At 62.7% G+C, this 25,201-nt stretch carries 20 protein-coding genes and 1 pseudogene; 8 read left to right on the plus strand and 13 right to left on the minus strand.

Translation table 11 applies throughout. The features are described 5' to 3' along the window. Positions 1–185: 185 nt before the first annotated feature. On the plus strand, positions 186–656 hold the full coding sequence (locus EFD56_RS00835) for an Hsp20 family protein (RefSeq protein WP_010025597.1): 471 nt from the start codon (positions 186–188) through the stop codon (positions 654–656). A gap of 226 nt (positions 657–882) precedes the next feature. Here the strand turns inward: EFD56_RS00835 and EFD56_RS00840 are convergent, their stop codons facing one another. Further along, positions 883–1,419 (minus strand): OmpA family protein, encoded by a 537-nt coding sequence (locus EFD56_RS00840; protein ID WP_004669180.1) that lies wholly within the window; start codon positions 1,417–1,419, stop codon positions 883–885. Between the two features lie 14 nt (positions 1,420–1,433). Then, on the minus strand, positions 1,434–2,108 hold the full coding sequence (locus tag EFD56_RS00845; protein ID WP_004669178.1) for a L,D-transpeptidase: 675 nt from the start codon (positions 2,106–2,108) through the stop codon (positions 1,434–1,436). Between the two features lie 655 nt (positions 2,109–2,763). Between EFD56_RS00845 and EFD56_RS00850 the strand changes: the two genes are divergently transcribed. Further along, positions 2,764–4,938 carry a TonB-dependent siderophore receptor gene (locus EFD56_RS00850; protein ID WP_012490165.1) on the plus strand — a complete coding sequence of 725 codons (2,175 nt, stop codon included), beginning with the start codon at positions 2,764–2,766 and terminating at the stop codon, positions 4,936–4,938. A gap of 4 nt (positions 4,939–4,942) precedes the next feature. Then, complete coding sequence (gene fhuF, locus EFD56_RS00855; protein ID WP_004669166.1) at positions 4,943–5,728, plus strand: siderophore-iron reductase FhuF; 786 nt, start codon at positions 4,943–4,945, stop codon at positions 5,726–5,728. A 12-nt stretch (positions 5,729–5,740) separates the two neighbouring features. Here the strand turns inward: fhuF and EFD56_RS00860 are convergent. Further along, a pseudogene (locus EFD56_RS00860) lies at positions 5,741–6,657 on the minus strand (cupin domain-containing protein). 95 nt (positions 6,658–6,752) lie between these two features. Between EFD56_RS00860 and EFD56_RS00865 the strand changes: the two are divergent. Next, complete coding sequence (locus EFD56_RS00865) at positions 6,753–7,502, plus strand: SDR family oxidoreductase (RefSeq protein WP_004669160.1); 750 nt, start codon at positions 6,753–6,755, stop codon at positions 7,500–7,502. 13 nt (positions 7,503–7,515) lie between these two features. Here the strand turns inward: EFD56_RS00865 and fhuB are convergent, their stop codons facing one another. The 3 genes from fhuB to EFD56_RS00880 are packed head-to-tail and all read right to left on the minus strand — an operon-like array spanning position 7,516 to position 10,834. Beyond that, on the minus strand, positions 7,516–9,480 hold the full coding sequence (fhuB, locus tag EFD56_RS00870) for a Fe(3+)-hydroxamate ABC transporter permease FhuB (RefSeq protein ID WP_126904430.1): 1,965 nt from the start codon (positions 9,478–9,480) through the stop codon (positions 7,516–7,518). Then, positions 9,477–10,310 carry an iron-siderophore ABC transporter substrate-binding protein gene (locus tag EFD56_RS00875; RefSeq protein ID WP_037146423.1) on the minus strand — a complete coding sequence of 278 codons (834 nt, stop codon included), beginning with the start codon at positions 10,308–10,310 and terminating at the stop codon, positions 9,477–9,479. Before EFD56_RS00875 ends, fhuB begins: the two co-directional genes overlap by 4 nt. A gap of 32 nt (positions 10,311–10,342) precedes the next feature. Beyond that, positions 10,343–10,834 carry a GNAT family N-acetyltransferase gene (locus EFD56_RS00880; RefSeq protein WP_010014252.1) on the minus strand — a complete coding sequence of 164 codons (492 nt, stop codon included), beginning with the start codon at positions 10,832–10,834 and terminating at the stop codon, positions 10,343–10,345. Positions 10,835–10,998: 164 nt separating this feature from the next. Here EFD56_RS00880 and EFD56_RS00885 point away from each other — a divergent pair, with 164 nt between their 5' ends. Further along, on the plus strand, positions 10,999–11,655 hold the full coding sequence (locus EFD56_RS00885; RefSeq protein WP_126904431.1) for a sigma-70 family RNA polymerase sigma factor: 657 nt from the start codon (positions 10,999–11,001) through the stop codon (positions 11,653–11,655). Here the strand turns inward: EFD56_RS00885 and EFD56_RS00890 are convergent. The 3 genes from EFD56_RS00890 to EFD56_RS00900 are packed head-to-tail and all read right to left on the minus strand — an operon-like array spanning position 11,546 to position 15,145. Then, complete coding sequence (locus tag EFD56_RS00890) at positions 11,546–12,733, minus strand: PLP-dependent transferase (protein WP_037146419.1); 1,188 nt, start codon at positions 12,731–12,733, stop codon at positions 11,546–11,548. The two genes, EFD56_RS00885 and EFD56_RS00890, sit on opposite strands and share 110 nt — an antisense overlap. A gap of 10 nt (positions 12,734–12,743) precedes the next feature. Next, positions 12,744–14,162: an MATE family efflux transporter gene (locus tag EFD56_RS00895; RefSeq protein WP_085744586.1), complete on the minus strand. Its 1,419-nt coding sequence runs from the start codon at positions 14,160–14,162 to the stop codon at positions 12,744–12,746. After that, on the minus strand, positions 14,159–15,145 hold the full coding sequence (locus EFD56_RS00900; RefSeq protein ID WP_170967824.1) for a GNAT family N-acetyltransferase: 987 nt from the start codon (positions 15,143–15,145) through the stop codon (positions 14,159–14,161). Before EFD56_RS00900 ends, EFD56_RS00895 begins: the two co-directional genes overlap by 4 nt. A gap of 194 nt (positions 15,146–15,339) precedes the next feature. Between EFD56_RS00900 and EFD56_RS00905 the strand changes: the two genes are divergently transcribed. Genes EFD56_RS00905 through EFD56_RS00915 form a run of 3 tightly spaced genes read left to right on the plus strand, consistent with a single transcriptional unit; the run spans position 15,340 to position 20,924 of the window. Then, positions 15,340–15,558, plus strand: coding sequence for an MbtH family protein (locus tag EFD56_RS00905; protein WP_126904432.1), 219 nt, complete (start codon positions 15,340–15,342; stop codon positions 15,556–15,558). A gap of 18 nt (positions 15,559–15,576) precedes the next feature. Then, positions 15,577–19,569 (plus strand): non-ribosomal peptide synthetase, encoded by a 3,993-nt coding sequence (locus tag EFD56_RS00910; RefSeq protein WP_126904433.1) that lies wholly within the window; start codon positions 15,577–15,579, stop codon positions 19,567–19,569. Further along, positions 19,566–20,924 carry a lysine N(6)-hydroxylase/L-ornithine N(5)-oxygenase family protein gene (locus EFD56_RS00915; protein ID WP_126904434.1) on the plus strand — a complete coding sequence of 453 codons (1,359 nt, stop codon included), beginning with the start codon at positions 19,566–19,568 and terminating at the stop codon, positions 20,922–20,924. The genes EFD56_RS00910 and EFD56_RS00915 overlap by 4 nt, the downstream gene beginning before the upstream one ends. Here EFD56_RS00915 and EFD56_RS00920 read toward each other — a convergent pair. From EFD56_RS00920 to EFD56_RS00935, 4 genes are read right to left on the minus strand one after another with little or no spacing between them, the layout of a single operon-like run. Beyond that, on the minus strand, positions 20,897–21,616 hold the full coding sequence (locus tag EFD56_RS00920) for a 4'-phosphopantetheinyl transferase family protein (protein ID WP_126904435.1): 720 nt from the start codon (positions 21,614–21,616) through the stop codon (positions 20,897–20,899). The genes EFD56_RS00915 and EFD56_RS00920 overlap by 28 nt on opposite strands. A 45-nt stretch (positions 21,617–21,661) precedes the next feature. Further along, positions 21,662–22,459 carry an ABC transporter ATP-binding protein gene (locus EFD56_RS00925; protein WP_010021888.1) on the minus strand — a complete coding sequence of 266 codons (798 nt, stop codon included), beginning with the start codon at positions 22,457–22,459 and terminating at the stop codon, positions 21,662–21,664. A gap of 10 nt (positions 22,460–22,469) precedes the next feature. Then, the gene (gene ntrB / locus EFD56_RS00930; RefSeq protein WP_004669136.1) at positions 22,470–23,363 is read right to left on the minus strand and encodes a nitrate ABC transporter permease; all 894 of its coding nucleotides are present in this window, start codon (positions 23,361–23,363) and stop codon (positions 22,470–22,472) included. Positions 23,364–23,419: 56 nt separating this feature from the next. Beyond that, positions 23,420–24,733 (minus strand): CmpA/NrtA family ABC transporter substrate-binding protein, encoded by a 1,314-nt coding sequence (locus EFD56_RS00935; RefSeq protein WP_012490150.1) that lies wholly within the window; start codon positions 24,731–24,733, stop codon positions 23,420–23,422. Positions 24,734–25,201 lie beyond the last annotated feature (468 nt).

Genomic DNA, 25,201 nt, shown 5'->3' on the forward strand with positions numbered 1-25,201 from the left:
GACTTCAAAACGTCGTGGGCTCGCCCGAAATACGTGCAGAAATTTTTTCGACGCATCTCTTGAATCGAAAAAACAGGCAAACCAGATCATGTTCGTCGGCAGCGCAAAAGCGGGCCGGCAGCCCGCGTGGAGACATCGGTTTGCGACGCGTCTCCACCCCATGTTGCTTTACGGAGGATATGGCTATGAGAAACGAACTTGACTTTGCTCCCCTTTACCGGTCCAGCATCGGCTTCGACCGTGTCTTCAATCTGCTGAACAATGCGCAGCGGCTGCAAGCGATCGATGCGTGGCCGCCCTATGACATCGTCAAGACGGGCGAAGATGACTATCGCATTCAGATGGCGGTTGCCGGTTTCGCCGAGGCCGACCTCGAAATAACGCAGGAGCGGAACGTCCTTTTGGTGAAAGGGCAGAAGAACGAAGCGAAAGACGGCGAGTACCTGCATCGCGGCATCGCCGGGCGCACATTTGAGCGCCGCTTCGAGCTCGCGGATCACGTCAGGGTCGAGAATGCCTCGCTGATGAATGGTATTCTCTCGATCGCGCTGAAGCGTGAAGTGCCTGAGGCCATGAAGCCGCGCAAGATCGCCATTGGAGACGGCTTCTCTCAGCAGGCGCCTCTTCAGATCGATGCCGAACGTCAGGTGGCTTAAGGAGAGCTTCTTCATGAAGTCCCGGATAAAGCCGTTTATCGTGCAGATAAAGAAACGTCGCGGAAGCATCGCGAAGGATGCGGGAAAGCCTCTGCTTTTGAAGCAACTAGGCAAGCTCCGCACCGCGACCTCGGTTCTTGAAGCACGATCCTGAACAGGAATTGAACATCAAAAGGGCCGGCGCCGCGTGCCGGCCCTCAATCGTCGAAGCAGCAGGTTCCTGCGATCAGGCCGCGTCCGGTTCAGTTCGCAGATTGGTGACGACGCGCCGGTTCTGCACCTTGCAGGAGCGGTCCGTGCAGTCGCGAACCTCGCGGTCGTTTCCATAACCCTTCGCCCACATGCGCTTCGGGTCCACCCCCTTCGAGGCAAGATAGGCCATCGCCGCGTCGGCGCGCTTCTGCGACAGTGTCTGCATTTTCGATGGGGAGCCGGAATCGTCGGCAAATCCCTGCAGCTTGAGCAGCCAGGTCGGGTTTCTGTTGAGCCAGGCGGCCTGGTTATCCAGAGTTGCCATGGCGACGGAATCGAGGGTGGCGGAATCCTGCTTGAAGTAGATCCGCCGGCCGACATTGAGGATGAAATCCTCTTCGCTGCCGGCCGCGACGTTTTCGAACCCCGGCGCCGGATCATTGGTCTGGCCGGTCATCGGCGCCGCAGTCGGTTCTTCCAGGGCGGCGATCTCAGTGGTGGAGCAGGCGGCAAGCGCCAGGAGCATGGCCGCGGCGAGAAGGCGGCTCGTATATCCGGTTATAGCAGACATCAGGGTAAGGTTCCTTATTCGACCGGAGTTGTTTGGCTGACTTGCGTGGTGCTTTCGGCCTGATCGGCAATGTGCGGCAGCACCTGCACCGCCGTGCCGATCGGGCAGCGCTGATAGAGATCGATGGCGTCCTCGTTGAACATGCGGATGCAGCCGCTGGAGGCGTCCTTGCCGATGCTCCAGGGCTCCAGCGTGCCGTGGAAGCGATAGCCGGTGTCGACGCCGTCACGATGCAGATACATGGCGCGAGGCCCGAGCGGATTTTTCGGTGAACCGCCATCGACGAATTCCGGCAGTTCAGGATGGCGCTTGCGCATCTCCGGCGGTGGCGTCCAGCGCGGCCAGAGCGATTTGGCGTCGATCGTGGCGCGACCGAACCATTTGAAACCTTCACGGCCGACGCCGACGCCGTATCGAATGGCTGTCTTGTTCTCCATGATCACGTAGAGGAAATGGTGCCTTGTATCGACGACAACGGTGCCGATCGGCTCACTGCTGAAGTATTTGACGACCTGGCGGTGCCACTTTTTGTCGATTTTGGCGAAATTGGTGCTGCGATACGTGACGCCGTTATCGACTGCCGTGCCGTCAAAAAAAGAAGATGCGGCGGCGAGCGTCGGTTTGCGAACGGCGCCTGCACCAAGCAATGCCAGTCCACCAACCACAATATTCCTGCGAGTCCACACCATCGGCCAAATCCCCCCTGAAAGCCAATTAGCGAAATGTCAGTAAATCAGATTTTTCATTTGCCTCAATAGAAAACTCCTCAGCTTTTTCAGGGGCCGATAACGCGTTGGGGATCGATCGCATCGTTATCTCCCGATCGTTACTCGGCGAAGGATGATGATTTACTCAGAAACACACGAGTCTCCGGCGCCGAGGGTTGGGGCAGCTCGCTCCCGTATCGAGATGTTTGGGCGGCCCCACGGCTTGTCTCTGCCCATCTGCAGGTCCTGATATTCCGACGGCAGATCGGTTGTATCAAAAGAATTGTCTATCCCAGGCGGCACCTGTTGCATAGGTTTCATGCGACTCTCTTAGCGGGATCTTCCTATTTACCGGATTTCATCATGCCGCCGATAGCCGTTGCCGCCTTGATAGCCGCCGTCTTCTGGCGCTTCGCAATCCGACGCTACCAGGGCGTCGGCGGCTGACATGCCGCAGCTGGATCATTGGCCATCGCGGGAATGCGCTCTCAGATCTTGAGGCTGCGTGCAACCTGTTCGGGAATACCGGGCGTGCATAAATTATCGATTAAAAGATGACAAAAAAAATCATCTTATGTTGACAAGGCCCATTGCGCTCCATAGGTTCCGCCCGCATCCGTGACGCAGGGACAGAGCAATGCCGCATGTTTTTTTGAATGTTTCTAAGAATCTACCAAAAATCTATAGAGATAGCCTCGCGGCTACGACAGCGATCCTGCTGATCGGTATTTCAGCATCGCCGGCTTCCGCTCAGAGCGCCACCGACGGCGACACGGCGACGACCCTGGAACCGATCGTCATTCAAGGTGCATCCTCTGATAGCAAGACCGACAGGACGTCGGTTACCGCCAAAAACAGCGCGGGGGCGACCAAGATCAGCACGCCGCTGGTCGAGACGCCGCGTTCGATATCGGTCACCACCGAGAAGGAAATCGAGCAGCGCGGCGCGCAAAGCATCATCGAGGCGGTGCGTTATACCTCAGGCGTGACGACAGGGCCGAACGGCTTCGATCCGCGTTTCGACCAGATCTACATTCGCGGCTTCAACATCACGACAGTCGGAGACTTTCGTGACAGCCTGCGTCAGCCCTACATGAATTACGGCATGTTCCGCACCGATCCCTATCAGCTGCAGCGCGTCGAGGTGATCAAGGGACCGGTTTCCGTTCTCTACGGTGCGGGATCGCCGGGCGGCCTCGTCAACAAGATATCGAAGCTTCCAACCGAGGAACCGATCCGTGAGGTGGGCATTACCTACGGCACCAAGGACCGGCTGCAGGGGATGTTCGATTTCGGCGGGCCGATCAGCGAAGGCAACGACGATTTCCTCTATCGGATCGTCGGTCTCGCCCGTCGCGGCGACACCAATTTCGATATTGCCGACGACCGCTATTTCCTGGCGCCGTCCTTCACCTGGAAGCCCGACGAGGGCACGACGTTCACGGTGTACGGTCTGGCGCAGTCTGACGAGACCGACTCCAACGTCGGCGCGATCACGACCTTGGACGGGAAGATCCACGAGCTCAGGGAGAGCGATCCCGACTACGACTACCAGAAGGTCAAGCAGCAGCAGGTCGGCTATCAGTTCGAGCATGAATTCGACAACGGCCTGACCTTCCGGCAGAACCTGCGTTATTCGCATCTCGACCTGCAGGCCCGCTATCTCGGTGTGACCGGCTGGACCGGGACCGTCGCGCATCGCGGCACGAATGCGATCCGCGACGAAATGAATGTCTTCCAGGTCGACAATCAGCTCGAGGCGAAGTTTGACACGGGTCCGTTGGCCCATACGATGCTGTTCGGGCTCGATTACACCAATCTCCAGTCAAGCTTTGGCTACGGCGCCGGCGCGTCCGATCCGGCGTTCGACTTCGATATCGCCAATCCGACCTATGGTGTCTCGGGCGCCACGCCGGACTATAGTATCCTGGCTTCCGATGCCGACATGCGGCAGGTCGGCATTTATGCGATGGACCAGATCGAGGTCGGGAATTGGCGGTTCAACCTCGGCGGCCGGCAGACCTGGGTGAACCAGACGCGCGATGCGACTTTGCCCGCGGTCAGCTCGGAGGAGGTCGATAAGAACGCCTTCTCCTGGCAAGCCGGTGCCCTCTATCTCTTCGACAACGGCATTGCTCCCTTCGTCTCCTACGCCACCTCGTTCGATCCGGTGACCAACCGTTCGACCTCAGGCAAGATCCTGGCGCCGACAGAGGGTGAACAGTACGAGGTCGGCGTGAAATACCAGCCGCCGGGCTCCGACATCCTGCTGTCGGCCGTTGCCTATCACATCGTTGAAAAGAACAAGCCGGTGCTGGTCGATCCGCTGTTGTTTGCCTATGGATCGATCGGTGAGGTGACCGGGAAGGGTATCGAACTCGAAGCCCGCGCGGCGGTAGCCGATGGTTGGGATCTTATTGCGGCCTACACCTACAACCAGTCAGAAGTGACGGGAGGCGGTGAAAACGAGGGCAATACGCCAGCCCTGACACCCTCGCATGTCGCCAGCCTCTGGGCCAACTATACGTTCCAGGAAACCAACCCCTTCCATGGCCTGTCTGTCGGCACGGGTGTCCGTTATGTCAGTGAGAACTGGACGGATACGGCCAATACGTCGAAGAACCCCTCGAGCTTCTACATCGACGCGTCCGCCGCTTATGACTTCGGCGCGGTCGACAAGAAATACGAAGGCCTGACAGCGGCCTTCAATATCCGCAACATTGCCGATGAGCGCGACACCGTCTGCAACGAGGGCTTCTGCTACCTCGGCCAGGGCCGCAACATGACGGCAACCCTGAAGTATCGGTGGTAACGGCATGGCGGCAGAGATGAACGGGGCGGCCTCACGCCCTTCGATTGCCGACCATCCTGTCGCCCGACAGGCCGTCGACCTCGACGGCCTGGTGGGCGATGGCCCGTTCGCCTATTGCCGCGGCAAGCTGCTTGCTTCTGCGCCGCCGACCGGGATTGTCATTCCCTGCAGGGACCTTGGCGACCGGGAGGTGTTTGACGGCATCATCGCGCGCTATGCGCAGAAATTTCCGGGCAGCGACCGCCGTGCGATCGTCTCCATGTGGACGCTCTATTATTTCAGCATGCTGACGATCGCTCCGAGCGTCCATATGTTTGTAAACCGCATTGCGCTGCCATTGGACATCGACGGGCTGTCGCTGGTCTGCGATGGTGAGACAGGCGAGCCGGAAGCATTCGTGATGTCCGGCAGCCCCGAGCTTGCCACCGATCCGGCTGCCGAGCTTCACCGGCTGATGCTCGGCCATGCCGAGCCCGTGATCGCGGCGATTGCGGCCAATGCCGGCGTGGCGCCGAAGCTGCTCTGGAACAATGCCGCGGCATATCTTTCCTGGATCCTGAAAGAGATCGCCCACCGCCACGAGCCCGCTCTCGTCGAAGGCGGTCTGGCGCTGCTTGACGAAGCCGCATGGCCATGCGGCCGGCGCAATCCGATGTTCGGCATGATCCGCATGGCGCGCCAGCAATGCGGCTTCGAATTTGCTCGCCGCAAAGTCTGCTGCCTGCGCTATAACCTGCCGGGCGTTGGCGGCTGCGGTGAAGCCTGTCCGCTGCCGGACGGGCGGCATTGACGCCGCTCGGAGTCATGCGGCGGCGTTTGAAATGGTTTTTGACTGCTCGGCATATCTTGAGGGCGGTAATCCGGCAAAGCGTGTAAATGCCGTGCTGAACGCGCTTGCGGAGCCATATCCGACGCGCTCGGCGATCTCCTGAATGCCGATATCCTCCTGCCTTAGCAGGTTTTTGGCGAGCGCCATGCGCCACGATATGAGATATTCTATCGGCGCGAGGCCCACAGCGCGACGAAAGCGATTGAAAAACGCCGACCGCGACAGGGCAGCCTCGCCGGCAAGCTGCTGCACCGTCCATTCCTTGGAGGGATTTTCATGCAGCCGACGGATAGCCACAGCAAGGCGTGGATCGCCTAGGCCACGCAGAATTCCAAGCGGCGCCTTCTCCCCAGCATTCGAGCGCAGCGCCTCGACAAGCAATACTTCCAGCAGTCGCGCCAGGATCATGTTCTTTCCCGGCCGCTCGGCGCGGGCTTCGTCAGTGACGAGCTGAACGATCACGGACAGTCTGCTGTCGCCGCGGATATGGATGATCCGCGGCAGCAGGGAAACCAGCAAAGCCGCATCGGGCGAGCCGAAAGCGAAGTGGCCGACCAGCAATCGTGCATTCGGAGCCCCTTCGGGATCGCCGTGGCGCGTTTCTACAGGAAGCATGGTGACGGTGAGGGGATCGATGCCGGGCGACAATCCGTCGTCGAGGCTCGACATCGTGAAGGCATGGGCGGCCGGGATCAGGATGAAGTCGCCTTCGCGCAGCGTGAGCTGCTTGTCCTCCGCGCTCAGCCGCGCAGAACCCTCCAGGACGACGCAGTAGAAAGGCTGGCCCGTTTCCTGGCCTCAACGCGCCACGTCCCTGCGCCGCTGACGAACTTCGAATAGCGCGCCGCCGGCTGCAGCAGCGTGACCATTTCAGCCAGAGGGTCGCTCATCGATACGCCTGATAATGAAACGTGGACGATGCATGATATTCAGTAGCGATATCGCCGTCTACATCTATCGCCGTCAGCATGGATAGGAGACAGATATGAAGACGGTTCTCGTTACAGGATGCTCGTCGGGGTTCGGGCTGGAAATTGCCAGGTTCTTTCTCGCGCATGGCTGGAAGGTGATCGCCACCATGCGAACGCGGCGCCAAGACCTTCTGCCGATCTCGGACCATCTCAAGATCGTTGCGCTGGATGTCACGAGCCCTGAAAGCATCCGCGCTGCGGTTGAGACCGCTGGTCCTGTGGATGTGCTGGTCAACAACGCCGGCATCGGCTGGCTCAACGCCGTTGAGGGAACGCCAATGGAGATCGCTCGCGATGTTTTTGAGACGAACACTCTCGGAACGATCGCGATGACGCAAGCGGTTCTGCCGCAGATGCGGGAGCGGCGGGAGGGGGTCATCGTCAACATCACGTCGAGCGTGACGCTCAAGCCGCTCCCGCTCCTCTCGGTCTATACGGCCAGCAAAGCCGCGGTGAACGCCTTCACCGAGTCTGCCGCGCTCGAGCTAGAGCCATTCAATGTGCGCGTGAGGATCGTGCTCCCGGGGCGCGCGCCGGAGACGCGGTTCGGCGATACCGCGCGCTCACGGCTTCAACAACAGGGCGGCTTCCCGGAGGCTTATTCGTCGGTCGTCGCAGACGTATTCGCGTCCTGGGAGCAGCAATCGGCGACCGCTCTGACGCAGCCCGTCGACGTCGTCGAGGCAGTATGGCGCGCTGCGACCGATCCTTCCTCTCCGTTGCGCATCCCTGCAGGCGTCGACGCCGAAGCATTGACGGTATGAAGGCGGCGGCCCCTTAAGGTCGCCGGCGCAGAACGTACAGCAGCATCGGCGCCCCGACCAGGGCCGAGATCAATCCCGCAGGGACCTGGTAGGGGAAGGCGATCATGCGGCCGGCCCAGTCGGCGATGACGAGCAAGGTCGCGCCGATCAGCGCGGCGGCGAGGAGCTGGATGGAGGGACGGCGAAGTCCAAGCCCATGGGCAAGGTGCGGCGCCATCAGTCCGACGAAGCTCAAAGGGCCGACGACGAGCGTGGCGGCAGCTGTCATGATCGCCGAGAGCCCGAAGAGGACGCCGCGCGCCGGAGCAATCCTGAGGCCAAGTTCGCTCGCCGTCTCCGAGCCGAGCTGCAGCAGGGCAAGCCAGCGGCTTGCAAGAAAGGCCGCGATGATACCGGCGAGCGCAATCAGCATGGCGCTGGCCGCAACGTTGTTATCAACGAAATAGGTCGAGCCCGCCATCCAGCGGATCAGCGCCAGGCCGCGCGGATCGCCGCTTGCCGCGAGAACGCCGATCCCGGCGTCGAGGATCGCGCCGAAGGCGATGCCGGCGAGCAGCACGCGGTTCGGGCCGAAGCCCGAACGAGCGCTCAGGAGAAAGATCAGCAGCAGCACGGCAAGCGCGCCGCCGCCGGCAAAGGCAAGCTGGATGGTCAGCCCCGGTGCGGCGAAGGCGAACATGGCGGCGGCGACGCCGAGCGTTGCTCCCGCCGAAACGCCGAGCACTTCGGGACTTGCCATTTCATTTCCGGTCAGCCGCTGCAAGACCAGCCCCGTCACGCCGAGCACGGTTCCGGCGCCGAACGCAGCGGCGACGCGCGGCAGGCGAAGGGGAAGGATCTCATCCCACGCGGCGGCCGGCAGCCAGGCCCAGCTTCCGTCCGGCGCACGGCCGAAGAAGACCGCCGCCGTTGCCAAAGCGGCAACCGCGAGGAGCAGCAGGACAAGCGATGTGGTTCTGCTGCCGACTGCAATCTTTGGCGAGGCCATGCCGGGCAGGGCGCGGGTGGCGGTGGCAAGGCGAGGCAGGAGCGCAATGAGGATCGGTCCGCCGAGCAATGCGGTCACCGCCCCGGTCGGCACGAAATCGCCGGGAGCAAGCAGCTCGATCGCCTCATCGGTCAGAAGGAGCAGACTGGCGCCGGCAACGGGCGACCAGATCAATTGGCTGACGACGCGCCGTGCACCTGCCAGCCGGACGATCTGCGGGGCGACCAGACCGATGAAGCCGATGACGCCGACGGCACTGGTGACCAGCGCGCTCAGCGCAATCGCGATCGCCAGGATGAAGCCGCGCGCCCATTTGATCGGCAGGCCGAGGCTCGTCGCGCCGGCATCGCCGAGCTGGGTCAGCGCCAGCGGCCGCGTGGCGAGAAGGGCAAGAGCGGCGAGCAGCGCCACCTTCGGCAGCAGCGAAATCGGGATCGCCCAGCTTTGCTGCGAAAGCGATCCGGCGCCCCAGATGAAGATCCCGGAAAGATATTGCTCGTTCGTCAAGATCAGGATGGCGGCCGCGGCCCCGCACCAGAGACCGATGATCATGCCGGACAGGATGAGGGAAAAGGGCGAGAAGCCATGCCGGGCGCTGATCGAGAAGATCGCGAAGGCGGCAGCGGCACTTCCGGCAAGCGCCACCGCGTCGCGGCCCCATCCCGTCAGCGACGGGAAGGCAAGCATGAAGGAGACCAGCGCCAGATTGGCCCCGGCCGAAACGCCGAGCGTCGTCGGCGAAGCGAGCGGATTGCGCAGCACCTGCTGCAGGATCGTGCCCGACAGCGCGAGGGCGGCGCCGGTGATCAGGGCCGTGGCCATGCGCGGGAGCGTCGAATAGAGAAGGAGAAGGTGCTGGGCATCGTAACCGCCTGATGTCTCCAGATGCGGCAGCGCCGGCAGCACGTCGAGGAGAGCCAGGCCGAGGCCCGAAAACAGCAGCAGCGCCGCGAGTGCGGGCGCGCCGAAGCGGGAAATTTGCGCTGTCATCGGGCGGCAGTCTCCAGAACATCGACCATCAGGGTCGAAAAGCGCAGCGCTTCCTGGACCATTCCAAACATCAGCACGCCTGGAACGACCGAGATCTTCTGCCGCCGGACGAAGGGAAGGCTGGTCCAGAGCGGGCTTTCGGAAAGCCGGGTCAGGACATCGGGCGGCAGCAGCGGCGACACGACGACGAGGTGCGCCTGTTCGCCGAGTTCGGCGAGCTGCTCCAGGCCGATCGTCTGAAATCCCCAGTAGCTCGCCTCGCCCTTCCAGGCATTATCGAGGCCGATGCGGTTCATGGCGCCGCCGTAAAGTCCGGGGCCGCCATAGATGCGCGCATGCCTCTGGTCGATGAAATTGATGACGGCGACCGGCGGCGCCGACAGGCTTTTTATCCGGTTGCGCAGCCGATCGAACGTGGCGTCGGCGCGAGCGAGAAATGCTTCCGCTTCCTGACGTCGCCCGATCATGGCGCCGAGACGCAGCGTTTCGGCGTAGGAGCGGCCGAGCGCCTCGCCATTCTCGGCATAGACGGTGAAGGTTTCCACGGGCGCGATCCGCGACAGTTTCTCATCCATGGCTGCAAGAAAGGGTGTGCTGAGGATGAGCGATGGCCGCAGGCTGGTCAGGACTTCGAGATTGATCTCGGCGGTGGTGCCGATATCGACGACGCCTGATGGCATCGCCGGCTCGACCACCCATTCCGGCCAGTTTCTCAAGGATGCGATTGCGCGCGGGACGCTGCCGAGGGCCAGCATTGTCGACGCCAATCCGTAGTCGAGCGAAACGACGCCTCCGTCGTCAGCCTGTGCGATGGCGGGAGCACCGGTCATTGCCAGGGCGCCAAGAAGAAAATCTCGTCGTCTCAAAGCGTAGTCTCGCCTGGCTGCATCCCCGCGAGCGGCTTGACCATGAACAGGCACGGATGATCTTCATGCCAGAGTTTCGGAAACACCTCCGCCCTGACGAAGCCCGTCCGGTCATAAAAGCGCCGCGTCGCCTCGAATTGCGGCTCGTCGCGGCCGCGCGGCGCAAGCGTCTTGACCGTCAGCAGCCGGGCGCCGGAAGCGTAGGCGAAGCGTTCGGCCACATCGACGAGATGACGCCCGGCGCCGCGGCCGTGATAGTCGGGCCGGGTCGCGATCAGCGCGATCTCGACGGCATCAGGCAGGTGCGGCTTCAAGGCGATCATGGCGGTGACGACATCCGCTTCGACATACCCGAACACCGGCAGTTCCTCGACTGCCCGGGCGCTTGCCTCGATGACTCCGGGTTCCGAAAACCAGTCGGGCAAAGCCCCCATGATCGATCGGCAGAGCTCCGCCTTGCCGGTCAGAACCTCGACTGTCCGTCCCATTTTTTTCTCGCCTCCGCTCGGTCGATTTAAACTTGACTCCTGTTATCACCTTAAATTAGACACTGCAATCACATCGTGTACCTTTGTTCAAAAAGGAACACCGAGGCCGAACCGACCAGCAACGACAGAGCCTGATTTTCCATTTGTAAAAAGGGTACAGGACAATGCGAGCATCGCATCGTGATGTGAACGGAAATGCCGTGGTCAACGCCATGATCGAAAACAAGGATAGGCTCCTGAAGACGATCGAAAGCGTTGTTAAATCAAGGTCATATTCTGAAGATATATTTCAGGACGGCGTGATCAAAGCTTACGGGGTCAAAACCGACGACATCCGTTGCCCGATCGGTTACGCATTTCGGATGGTCTATAATCTCGCCCTCGACGAGAGCCGCCGACGGCGCCAGCGGGTGAACAACTACTGGTCGATCGACCAGGTCCAGGAAATGACGGCGCCCATCCCCACCGTGCTCGATCAGCTGGTCGCCGCCGAGACCCTTCGTGATGTGCTTGCCTCGCTCGAGGCCCTGCCGAAGCGCACCAACGACGCCTTCATCCGCCATCGCCTGAACGGCGTGCCCCAGAAGGATATCGCAGCCGAACTCGGTGTCTCCCGGACACTCGTCAATTTCATGATCAAGGCGGCGGAGCAGCATTGCCATTTGGCAATGGCCGAGCCTGCCCACCCCGATCACGAGCGCCCGCGGGATATCACCGCTTCGCGGCGTGCAGCGCCTGCTGCAAATCGTTCCACAGCAATTCCGGCTCTTCCAGCCCAACAGCGAAACGGATCGTCTGCTCGCTCACGCCGAACCGGATGAAAGTGGTCATCCGGTCGGGGATCTGCAGTGCGACCTTGGCCGGAACGACCAGCGTTTCCGGTCCTCCCCAGCTGACCCCGAGGCGGATCTCGCGAAGCGCGTTGACGAAGCGCGCGACATCGATATCGGGCGTCAGGTCGAAGGCGAAGAGCCCGGCGTAACCCGAGAGCGTCGCTCGCCCGGGATGATCCTGAAAGGCCGGGTGGCGGACACGCGCGATGTCGGGATGCTGCTTCAGCCGATCGGCGAGCAGAAGCCCGCTGCGCTCATGCTCCTTGAGGCGTACCCGCAGCGTGCGCATGCCGCGCAGCAGCAGCCAGGCCTCGAAGGGCGCGAGCTTGGCGCCCACATAGGGATAGGAGGTCGAGTTGATCTTCGCGATCGCCTCCTTCGACCCGACGACGACGCCGGCGACCGTATCGCTATGGCCGCCGAGATATTTCGAGGCGGCGTGGATGACGATATCGACGCCATGCTGGATCGGCTTCTGAAAGAGCGGCGTCGCCCAGCTATTGTCGATGATCGTCGTCACGCCGGCCTCTTTCGCCATGGCCGACAGCGCCACGATGTCCTGAAGCTCGAAGATGAAGGAAGACGGGTTTTCGAGATAGAGCAGCTTGGCGCCCGGCAGCGTCTTGCGCACCTCTTCATGATCGGAGGGATCGACGAAATCGACGGTGACGCCGAGCCGGCCGAGCAGCTTCACCAGAAGGCGGTAGACGTCATTATAGAGGTGGCGGACGGCAACGACCCGGTCGCCCGCTTCCACCAGACTGAGAATGGTTGCGGTGATGGCGGCCGTTCCGCTGGAGAAGGCGCGCCCGTCTTCGGCGCCTTCGAGGCGGGCGACCAGAAGCTCGAATTCGCGGACGGTCGGATTGTCGCCGCGCGAATAGATGAAGTTGCGCGTCCGGCCGGCGAAGACATCCTCCATTGCCTCGTAGCTGTCATAGGTGAAGAGCGACGTCTGGAAGATCGGCGGCGAGACGGCGTTGAAGGCGGCCGGGTCGACGGGCGTGAAGAGATCGTCGGCGGCCGCATGGGCGCCAAGGTCGCGGGGGCTGAACGACTGGTTCATGATAATCCTCTCATGGACAAAAGCTGGGATGGGGACGGAGAGCGGTCGGATCGTCGGCCGAGCGCTGCCGGAGTGCGCTGAGCGACCTTGCCAGGCAGACGCATGACAGCAGGCCGGTGAGCGCCGAGGACAGGAACATGGCGGCGAGCAGGCCGGAAAAGCCGAAGCAGGGCGGCAGGAGCGAGAGCAGCGGAAAGAGAAGATATCCGTTCTGCGCCAGGCCGACGGCAAGCGCGGCTTTCGGCCTGCCCTGCGCCTGGAAGAGGATCAGCACGGTTTGCCGGAGGCCGAACAGCAGGAAGGGAAGATGGGTTGCGACGATCGCCTGGCCGGCGATCGAAAGCACGGCGGCTTCGTCGGTGAAGAACGCGGCAAGGCGCTCGGAAAAAATGATCGCTGCCAGCCCGTAGACGCCGCCGACCGCGCTCGTGACCACGGAAAGCATGCGGGCTGCCGCCAGCACGCGCGATATATCCCCGCGCCCCCAGGCAAAGCTCAGGATGGACTGCGCCCCGAGCGAAATGCCGATGACCGGCAAAGCGCCGACCGCAAGCAGCCGCAAGGCGATGCCGACGCCGGCGATGCCGTCTTCACCGTGATAGGTGCCGGCGACCGACAGCATCGCGGCAATCGCGCCCGCCGTCGCAAGGCTCGTCAGCGTCGTCGGTGCGCCCACAGCAAGCACCGGCTTGAGATGCCTGATATCGGCGAACCGCCAGGAGAACGTCAGCCGAATCGTCCCGAGACGTCTCGCATGGTAGGCGCCGTAGATCGAGAGCGCCACGAGCTGAGAGAGGATGGTTGCCATCGCCACGCCCTGCAGACCGAGACCGAAGCCGAAGATCATGATCGGGTCGAGGATGATGTTCAGCGCGAAGCAGGCGACGAGCGTCCACATGCTGAAGCGGGCGTTGCCCTCGGCGATCGCCAGGAAATCGAGAATGATCTGCGCCATCGTCAGCGGTATCGAGATCGCGATGATGAGGAGATAACGCTGCGCCAGCGGCTCGATCGCCGGCGTGGCGCCGAACAGCAGGGCAGAGGGAAAGGCGACGATCGCAACCGCGCTTACCGCGCCGAAGGCGACGCCGGCGGCAAGGCTGACCGAGGCAAGGGTGCTCGCCCGCGACCGGTCACCGGCGCCGAGCGCGCGCCCGACCTCGGTCGCGACACCGACGCCGATGCCTTCACCGAAAGCGGCGACGAGCATGAGGACCGGCAGCACGATCATGATGGCGGCGATCTGGTCTTCGCCGATCATGCCGACGAAGACCATGTTGATCGTGTGATGCGCGGCATTGATCGACAGGCCGAACATGGCGGGCAGCCCGAGCCGCAGCAGCAGCCGGAACAGGTGCGGGCTGGCAAGATCTTCCGGCGCAAGCCGCCGTTTCCGCAGACTGCCGCTCATTTCGCTCATGTCGTTCATGATGCGGGCACCCAGAGACGATCGCCGAAGAAGCGCTCGCGGCTCAGCATGACGAGCAGCGCCCGCTTATGCGGAAAATCGAAATGCTTGATCTTGGCGAAGCCCGAGCGGTCGAGATTGCGGATCTGCTGCTCGTGGCTGGCGCGCGGCTCGCCGACGATGCGTTGCGTGCGGGGATCGTCGAGGAAGATGAAATGCATCAGCGAGGGAAGCCAGGCGCTGATCCATTTCTTGCCGCGATAATCAGGCTCGCCGATCGCCACATGCCAGCCGCGATCATAATCGTCGGCATCGTAGAAGGGCCCGAGCCGGTTTTCCTTGGCCCAATAGACCTCGAAATAGCCGAAGGGGATATCAGCGAAACTGCCGATCAGCGGCAGCACATGCGGATCGGCGATCCGTTCTTCGAGGATCTCGCGGTGCTTGTCGAGCGAGCCCGCATCCTCCCAGATCGTGTTGACCTGCTCGTCGTTCATCCAGCGGTGGAAGGCGGCAAGATCGGTCTCGGGATCGGCCACCCGGAAGCTGATGTCCCGCTCCAGCCAGGGAATGAATCGCTGGTAGACGGTGCCCTTCGGCTTTGCCGGCCGGCGCGGATGATAGCGGCCGGCGGTCATCTCTTGCACGGGCGGCAGCGGATAGGTCAGCTGCGGCAGCCATAGCGACGGCCATTGCCACAGGATCGCGGAATCGAGCTTTCCCGCGCTCGAAATATGCGGCGGTAAGCTCGCCTGATGCCCCTCGAAACGGACCGACTTGATCGACCGATCCTCCGCCGTCACCGCTTCGGCCGCCGCCATCAGAAGCTCCGCCGATTGCGTGGGATCACCGTGGTAGAAGGTGATTGTTGCGACGCCGGCCTCGGCCTCATGGGCGGCTTCGTGGTGCCCGTGCGCGGTCTTCAGGTGGACGATATTCGGGGCGAGCCTGATGTAGCTCCGCGACTGCAGAGTCCGCCTCTGTTTGGCGGCGTCGAAATCCATGATGTTCTCCTTGATCGGCAGGACTTTTGATGCCGCGAGCATGAAGCCCGCTCCTGTGGCGATTTGGTAGAATGACGATCCATCTCCTGCCCGATTTAGGGTTGGACGAAGAAAAAAATTCTCATCAATTTTCTAAACCGGAGCCGTCAGGATCCGTCATTTGCGCATGACGTCAATCTCTGCAGGAGCTTCGAATGGACAATCTTGAGCCCCGCGACGATCTCTGGATCGTCGTCATCGACACCGAGCACCACTATTCGGTCTGGCCGCAGGACAAGCGGATTCCGGTGAGCTGGGAGGCCGCGGGCTTTGCCGGTTCGCGCCAGGAATGCCTCGCCCATATCCGCGACGTCTGGACCGATCCCCGCCCGCTCTCCCTGCGCTCGGCCATGGCCGGCGATGCGCGTCTCTGAAAACCTCTGGATGGCAAGATGAACAAGCAGATCACCAATTTCGCCGATGCCCGCCCGACCGACGCAGTGGACGCCGTCTTCGAGAGTTTTCCGCTGACCATTGCGCAGAAGCGCATCTGGTCGCTGGAGCAGATCGGCAATTACACCGTCTTTCCCGATCAGGTCATCGGGTTGCGGCTGAGTGCCGCGATCGACATCGAGACGATTGCCGGCGCCTGCCGGGCGCTCGTGGCGGACAATCCGTCGCTTGCCTTCCGCTTCCGCCGGCTGGCGGGCGGCCGCATCGAGCAATATCGCGGCGCGTCGAGCGAAGTGCCGGTCGAGATCCTCGGAAAGGATGGCGCGGCTCTCTCCGAGCTCGATGCCTTGGCCGCACGGAAAGCCTTCCGCGACAAGCGCTTCGATCTCCTGGAGGGGCCGGGCGCACGCATCCAGATCATCCGGCTTGCCGAGGGGCAATCGCTGCTGACGATCGTGCTGCATCCGATCATCTGCGACGACCGCGAAACATCCGTCCTGGCGAGGTCGCTGGCCCGCATTCTCGATGGCGAACCGGCCGGCGACGTGCAGCCGTTGGAAATCGCCGCCGGAACGCGGGAGGCCGATTGGCTGGAGACGGATGAGGCGCGGCAGGCGCTTGCCTATTGGCGCGATGCGATCGGCCTCGACTATGCCGCCTCGACCTTTCCGACCCGCTTCAACAGCGGCGGGCTGGCAGGCGTGGCGCGCGCGGAGCATCGGTTTTCGATCGAGCCCGAGCTCTGGGGCAAACTCGAACGGCATGCGGGGCGCAAGGGCGTTCAGGTCGAGCGCGTGCTGCATGCCGCTTTCTGCGCCCTGCTGGCGCGCTACAGCGGCAACTATTCCCTGCTGACCGGCCTCCTCGTCGCGCGGCCGCGCACCAAACATTTCGCCAGCCGCGGCCGCGCCGAACAGGTTCTTCCCCTCGTGCTTTCGCTGACCTCCAGGCACTCGCTCGACGACGTCGTCGCGGCGATCTCGTCGGTGACGGAGGAGGGGCTTGCCCGCCTCGTGCCGCTGGAGCGCATCACGCAGGAACTGGTCGTCGACGAGGCCGCCGCGCAAGAAGCCGTGGTCAAGGCTCTGTTCGAATTCCGCGAGCCTTATCCGGTCCCAAGGCAGGCGACGAACCTGGAACCTTCGGGCGCACGTGCCGACAGCGAGCTTTCCCTGGTGATCGAGGCGCGTGCCGATGGCGCCGCATACGGGCTGATCGACTATGCCGGGGATCTCTATGACGGCGCCCTGATCGCCCGTGTCGCCCGGCATTTTTGCCTGGTGCTGGAGCAGATCGTCGCGAAGCCCGATCTCAGGATCAAGGATATCGAACTCGTGGGCAGCGACGAGCTCGACTGGTTGTCTGCACCCTATGAGGATGACGTCGTCAACGACGACAGGCCGGTGCATGAATTGATCGCCGCCCATTCGCGCCGGACGCCCGAGAACACCGCGATCGTCTATGGCGACGAGGAGTGGAGCCATGGCTGGCTGGAGGCGAGCACCAACCGCCTCGGGCATCGGCTGCGGCAGCTCGGCGTTCGCGCCGAAGTGACGGTCGCGATCTTCATCAAGCGTTCGCCCGAGGCGATCGTCGGCATCCTCGCCACCCTGAAGGCCGGCGGCGCCTATATTCCTGTTGAGCCCGGCCATCCGCCGGTGCGCAACCACCACATCCTACGTGATGGCGACGTCAAGATCGTGCTCACCCATAGCTGGCTGCGCCACCGCCTGCCGGAAGAGCTCGACGCGACCGTCCTCGAACTCGACAAGCTCGATCTCGACGGCGAGCCGGATACGCCGCTCTGTGTTCCGACGCACAAGGACCAGCTCGCCTATGTCATGTACACCTCGGGGTCGACAGGATTGCCGAAGGGTGTCGCCGTCGAGCACGGGCCGCTGACCCACCATCTGCAGAATACCTCGCGCGTCTACGGCATGAGCTCGGAATCCCGCGAGCTGCCCTTCCTGCCCTTCAGTTCGGACGGCGGCCATGAGCGGTGGATGAACCCGCTGATGGAAGGCGGCAGCATCATTCTTCCCGACCAGCCGCTGTGGACGCCGGAGGAGACGCTGACGGCGATGCGCAAGCATGGCGCCAACAATGCGAGCATTCCGACGACCTATCTGCAGCAGCTCGCGGAATGGGCTGACATTACCGACGGCGCGCCGCCGATGCGCCTCTATTCCTTCGGCGGCGAGGGGCTGGCGCAATCGACCTTCGATCTTCTGTCGCGGGCGCTGAAATCGGAGTGGCTCATCAACGGCTATGGTCCCACGGAAACAATCATGACGCCGATGGTCTGGAAGGTGAGGGCCGGCACCAAGTTCCAGGGCGTCTATGCGCCGCTCGGCCGCGCTGTCGGGCTCAGGCGCGTCTATGTGCTCGATCCCGACCTCAACCTGTGCCCGATCGGCGTGACCGGCGAGCTCTATATCGGCGGCGAGGGCATCGCGCGCGGCTATCTCGGCAAAGCAGATACGACGGCCGACCGCTTCATTCCCGACCCGTTCTCGAAGGAGGGCGGCCGGCTTTATCGCTCCGGTGATCTCACGCGCTGGCGTGAGGACGGAACGGTCGAATTCGTCGGCCGCGTCGACCATCAGGTGAAGCTGCGTGGTTACCGCATCGAGCTCGGTGAGATCGAGGCCGCGCTGCTCCAGCAGCCCGGCGTCGGCGAGGCCTTGGTCGTGCTGCGCGATGACGATGCCGGCGGCGAAAAGGCGCTGGTCGCCTATGTCGTGCCGAAGAAGGACGAAAGGCTTGACGTCGAGACGGTGCGCGCCGGCCTCGAACGCAGCCTGCCATCCTACATGGTGCCGGCCTCCGTGGTCGAACTGGAGAAGATGCCGACCAATCCGAACAGCAAGCTCGACCGCTTCGCGCTGCCCGCACCCCAGCCGGTCAAACGCGCCATCGTCGAGCCGGCGACGGCGCTGGAAGAGGAGGTGCTGGATGTCTGGCGCCAGGTTCTCAAGCTGGAAGCGATCAGCGTCGAGGATAATTTCTTCGCCATCGGCGGCAATTCGCTGGGCGCGATCCGCATCCTCACGCAGCTCAGGCAGCGCCGGCCGAAGGTTCCGCTGACTGTCGCCGATATCTTCAACAACCCGACCATCCGCGCCTTTGCCGGCGTGATGGAGCAGGGGGAGGAGCGCGATCTCTCCGAGGTGATCGTGCTGCGCGCCTCCGGCGCCAAGCCGCGACTCTATTGCTTCCCGGGGCTTCTGGTCAGCACCCGCGAATATGTGAAGCTCGTCGATTATCTCGGCGCCGACCAGCCGGCGACCGGCTTCATTTGCCATTCGCTGTCGGAAAAGAAGGAAGTCGGCGCGCCGATCGAAGAGATCATCGAGCCCTATGTCGATTATATCAGGACCCATAGCAGAGGCGCGCCCTGCACTTTCCTCGGCTGGTCCTGGGGCGGGCTTCTCGCCTATGAGGCCGCCCGCACCCTCGGCAACGAAGTCGATGTCAGGATGATGGCGATGGTCGACGTTTGCGATCTCGGCTCGGAATTCGCGATCGGCGCCAAGCCGCGCTTCCGCCCCGGCGAGCGCGACACGCTGCATCGCGACGTGCAGGCATGGCTGCAGAAAACGGCGATGCGGCCCGAATGGGACCGGCTGCTGTCGACCATGGACGCCGGTACCTATGAGCAGTTCCTGCGCTTCGTCGGCGACGAGAAGGATCCGCTTCCGACAGACGGGCCTGATATCAGCAGCCGCGAGCATACGTTCTGGGTGCTGATCGACAACGCCCTGATCTTCCGCAAGCATCGGCTCGTTCCCCATGACGTGCCGATCTATCCCTGGGCGGCCGACGACAGCCTCAACCGCGGCCTCAACCTGATCGATTGGCGCCGCCTGTCGCCACGGGCGCGGGCTGCCGAAATCATCACCGGCACCAACCATCTGCACATGATCGGGTCTCCCGCCTTCCATTCAAGGCTTGCCCTGCGTCTCAAGGAAACAGAGAAGGATAACGCATGACCGTCGCTTTTACCCGCAGGGACGCCCTCAACGAGCCGCTCGATCTTGCCGGGATCGGCATCGGTCCCTCCAATCTGAGCCTCGCCTGCCTGCTGGAATCCGTGCCCGAGGTCCGCAGCCGCTTCTTCGAGCGGCGCGGCGCCTTCGACTGGCATCCCGGCATGATGATGCCCGGCGTCGAGCTGCAGTCGTCCTACCTGAAGGACCTCGTCACCCCGGTCCTGCCGACGAGCCGCTGGTCCTTCGTCTCCTATCTGGTGGCGCATAAGAGGCTCTACGCCTTCCTGAACGCCAATTACGACGCCGTGCCCCGGCAGGAATTCGCGCGTTATCTCGCCTGGGTCGCCAATGGCGTCGACGGTTTGCGTTACGCAACTGACATCCACGACGTGGAGCACCGCGACGACCGTTTCGTCCTGCGCTTCGACAACGGCCAGGAGGAAGCGAAGAACCTGGTGATCGGCACGGGATCTTCGCCCTTCGTGCCCGATTGGGCGAAATCCTTCCTGGGCGCCGATTGCTTCCACAACAGCGAGGCCAAGTCGCGCCTCAAGGATCTTCGCGCCGCCCGCATCGTCGTGGTCGGCGGCGGCCAGAGCGGCGGCGAGGTGGTCGAAGCGCTGCTTGGCACTCCTGATGCGATGAAGGAGCTGATCTGGATCAGCCGGCGCCATAATTTCGAGCCGATCAACGACACGCCGTTTTCGAACCAGGTCTTCTCGCCGGAATATGTGCAGGCCTATCTCAAGCTCAGCGGCGAGCAGAAACAGGCGGCGCTGAAGAACTCGATCCTGACCAGCGACGGCCTGTCGATTTCGACGATCCACTCGATCTACCGCCGCCTCTACGCGCTGCGCTACCTCGATCAGAGCACCCTCACCGCATCCCTGTCGCCGAACCGCGACGTGATCCAGATGGAGCGGGACGGCAATGCCTATCGGCTGATCGTCCGCAACCACTTCGACGGCGGGATCGAGGTGCTGCATGCCGATGCGGTGGTGCTTGCAACCGGCTACAGGTTCCGTTTGCCGGATGCGCTCGGCTCGCTCAGCGAAAGGATAAGCCTCGACAGAAACGGCTATCCCACCTTGAACGACGACTACACGATGCAGTGGGCAGGTCCGCGGACCAACCGGCTGTTTGCGCAGAATGCCGGCCGATACTCGCACGGCATCGCCGACTCGCAGCTCAGCCTCATGGCCTGGCGCAGCGCCAAGATCGTCAACACGCTTCTCGGCCGGCAGCATTTTGATGCCGAGCCCGACAATGCGCAGCTGGTCTGGGCGACGGAGGCCGCTTCCGCCATGCCGCATCAGCTGCGGGCCGGCTATTCGGACGGCCTGCTCTCGTCCTGAAACATCCGGAGACGAATGCCGGGAGCGCCGGATTGGCAGCGGACGGCCAGCGCGACGACGTGCCGGCTGCCGCTCTCGAGCAGACGGTGATGCCATTGCCGGCCGGGTTCGGCGCTCTGAACGAGGACAGGAATGCCATCCTGCCAGGAAAAGGCGACGCTGCGGGGATCCTGGCGCAAGCCCACCCCGAGCGCCTTGAGTTGACTCTCCTTGAGCGTCCAAAGGGCAACGGCCGCACGCGGCCGTTCGCCCGCAGGCAATTGATCGAGCCAACGCCGTTCGTCCGGACTGCAATAGCTCTCCAGCGCCGCTGCTTCGATTTCGGCATCGGCGCGTTCGCAGTCGATCCCGACGCGCTCGCATTCTGAAGTGATCGCGACCGCCACCAGCCCGTCGGCATTGGAAAGGCTGAACTGCAGCCTGTCGCGGCCCTCGACCGTCAGCTTGCCGTACGCATCCGCCAGCAACACGACCTTGTCAGGCTGCGTTTCGGTATGCGCGCTCAGCAGTTGCCGCAGCAGATAGCGGCCGGCAATGAACGAGGTCCGGTCGCGTCCGAAGCGATAGGTCGCGGCGCGCTCCCGCTCATTCGGTGAAAGCGACCGTATCCAGCGCTCACTATCGCTCCCGTTCTTCGCATATTGCCAGAGCACGATATCGATGGCGGCCGGTTCATTGTCTGATTGCTGCATCAGGCCAGTATGCGTAACGCGCCCCGATTGGCAATCGCCGCGGGTCTATTCCGCGGCTTCGATGAAGCGGTGGCGTTCGTAGAGGAACTTCAGCACGGCTTCACGGCATTTCAGATATGTCCGGTCGGAGGCGAGTTCGATGCGGTTGCGGGGGCGCGGCATAGTGACGTCGAGGACTTCGCCGATGCGGGCCGCCGGGCCGTTGGTCATCATCACGATGCGGTCGGAGAGCAGCACCGCTTCATCGACATCATGGGTGATCATCACCATCGTGTTGCCAAGCCGGGCATGAATTTCCATCACCGCATCCTGAAGATGGGCGCGGGTCAGCGCGTCGAGCGCGCCGAAAGGCTCATCGAGCAGCAGGATCTTCGGCTCCATGGCAAGCGCGCGGGCAATGCCGACGCGCTGCTTCATGCCGCCCGATATTTCCGCGGGCCGCTTGTCCCTCGCATGCGCCATTTGTACGAGGTCAAGGTTGGCCATGACCCAGTCATGCCGCTCGGCCTTGGTCTTCGTTCGGCTGAAGACCTTGGAGACGGCGAGATTTACGTTCTCATAGACCGTCAGCCAGGGCAGCAGCGAATGGTTCTGGAAGACGACGGCGCGTTCCGGGCCCGGCTCGTTGACCTCGCGATTTTCCAGGAGCACGGCGCCTGAAGACACCGGCGTCAGGCCGGCGATGAGATTGAGCAATGTGGACTTGCCGCAGCCGGAATGGCCGATGATCGAGACGAATTCGCCCTCGGATATGGTCAGGTTGATATCCTTCAGGACTTCGGCGCGCACGCCGCCGCGATCGAAATGCTTGTCGATATGATCGAGCTTGAGATAGGCGTTCATCGTACGGTCCTCAATTGGCCATGGCGCCGCGGGTGACGAGTTTGCCGAGCGCGGCCACCAGCTTGTCGAGAGCAAAACCGACGATGCCGATATAGGCGAGCGCGACGATGATGTCGGGAAGGCGCGACGAGTTCCACGCGTCCCAGATGAAGAAGCCGATGCCGACGCCGCCGGTCAGCATTTCGGCCGCGACGATGGCGAGCCAGGACAGCCCGACGCCGATCCTGAGGCCGGTGAAGATGTAAGGGGCTGCCGACGGCAGCATGATCTTCCAGAAAAATTCGAGCTGGTTGAGCCGCAGCACCTCGGCGACGTTGCGATAATCCTGCGGAATATTGCGGACGCCGACGGCGGTATTGATGATCACAGGCCAGATCGAGGTGATGAAGATGACGAAGATCGCCGAAGGATTGGAATCCTGGAAGGCGGCGAGCGACAGCGGCAGCCAGGCGAGCGGCGGCACCGTGCGCAGCACCTGGAAGATCGGATCGAGGCCGCGCATCGCCCAGACCGATTGGCCGATGATCGCCCCGACGATGACGCCGGCGACGGCGGCAAGACCGAAGCCATAGGCGACGCGCTGCAGCGAAACCAGCACGCGCCAGCCGAGCCCGATATCCTGGGAACCGTAGTTGAAGAACGGGAAGGCGATGAGGTCGTAGCTATCCTGCCAGACCTGATGCGGCGAAGGCAGAGAGGCGTCCGCCGATGAACAGAGCGCCTGCCAGAGGAGGAGGATGAGCGCCAGCACGACGGCGGGCGGGACGACATTTTGAAGTGCGGTCAGAGCCGCACGGCGAAAATCGATCGGCGATCCTTGCTTGCCGGAGAATGACAGAATTTTCGCTGCCGGCTTGGCGGGTGCGACGATCGCGGGGGTTTCTTTGTTTGCCAGGGCGGACATCAGCGCGCTCCTCACGTGAATGGAAGGCCGGCGCGCCGCGCGCGCCGGAGGCGAGATCAGGAGACGGCCTTGATCGACAGGCTGTCGAGATAGGCGGAGGGATTTTCAGGATCGAAGACCTTGCCGTCGAAGAAGGTCTCCTTGCCGCGCGACGAGGAAGCGGGAATGTCGGCTGCGGCGACACCCAGATCCTTGGCGGCCTCGCGCCAGATGTCCTCGCGGTTCACCTGGTTGACCAGCGCCTTGACGTCGGTTGTAGCAGGCAGATTTCCCCAGCGGATATTTTCCGTCATGAACCAGGTGTCGTGGCTCTTGAACGGATAGGAGGCGCCGTCCTTCCAGAACTTCATATAGAGGTCGGTAGCCTTGGCCTCGCGGCCGTTGCCATAGTTGACGTCGCCCTTCAGGCGGCCGAGCACGTCCTTGGTCGGAACGTTGAACCACTGGCGCTTGCCGAGGATCTCGGCCATCTCGGCCTTGTTATCCATGCTCTCGCACCATTGCTGCGCCTCCATGACGGCCATCAGCAGGGCCTTGGCGGCATTCGGGTTCTTTTCGATCCAGTCGGCGCGCAGGCCGAGCGCCTTTTCGGGGTGGCCTTTCCAGAGCTCGCCGGTGGTCGCCGCGGTGAAGCCGATGCCCTGGTTGACGAGCTGCTCGTTCCACGGCTCGCCCACACAGAAGACATCCATGTTGCCGACCTTCATGTTGGCGACCATCTGCGGCGGCGGCACGACGATTGTGGACACATCCTTGTTCGGATCGATACCGCCGGCGGCGAGCCAGTAGCGGATCCAGAGGTCGTGGGTGCCGCCCGGGAAGGTCATGGCGGCCTTGACCTCCTTGCCCTCCGCCTTCTTTTTCTCGAAGGCGGCTTTCAGCTTGGAAGCATCGAGCTGCACGCCGGTTTCGGCATATTCCTTGGCGACCGAGATGCCCTGGCTGTCGAGATTGAGCCGGGCAAGGATCGCCATCGGCACCGGCTTGTTGTTCTGCGTCACCTTGCCTGTCTGCATGAGGTAGGGAAGCGGCGAGAGGATGTGGGCGCCATCGATGCCGTTGGCTGCGCCGCCGAGCACCAGATTGTCGCGCGTCGCGCCCCAGGAGGCCTGCTTGGCGACATCGGTTTCCGGCAGGCCATGCTTGTCGAAAAGGCCTTTTTCCTTGGCGATGATCAACGGCGCGGAGTCTGTCAGGGCAATAAAGCCGAGCTTGACGCCCTTCACTTCAGGACCCGTCCCGGCTGCAAAGGCGCCGGAGGGAAAGGCAGTCTTGACGGCGCCGATCAGGGCGGCTGCCGCAGTCGTCTTGAGCATGCTGCGGCGGGTGATGCCGGTTGTCGAAATGCCAGTAGTCGAAATCTTTTTCATCTGCAGGTTCCCCTCTGCTTGCTGAGTTCGGACGCAAAAAAACGCCGCCGGCATCTGCGTTCGGAATGGGAGATCCCGCACAGCAGAAACCTTGCGACGTCGGTGTCGAAGTCGGCGCCTATGCCGCGCCTCTCTGCTCAGTCGCCGTTGACTGGGCGTTTGGGGACTTGCAACCAGCGTGCCAATTCGCAGGAAGGCGAGTAACTGCAGGCAGCAAAACAAGAAAATCGGTAATTTGAGCAATGATTATTTATTGGGCACTTGTAGAATATGATCATCATTTGTGCGAGTGCGAATGCGTAGCGCACGTGCTAAGCGCCATATTTGTGCAGTGCACATAACTTGGCCACACCTAATTAGGTGGCTCGACCCTATGGGAGGCTGCACGCTCACGTTCATCGGCTGAAGGCATCAAACGGGGCGGTTGCGTTCCAATGCTCTCAATCTGACGAATCGCGACGCAGTGGG

Source organism: Rhizobium phaseoli (assembly GCF_003985125.1).
Classification (GTDB): domain Bacteria; phylum Pseudomonadota; class Alphaproteobacteria; order Rhizobiales; family Rhizobiaceae; genus Rhizobium; species Rhizobium phaseoli.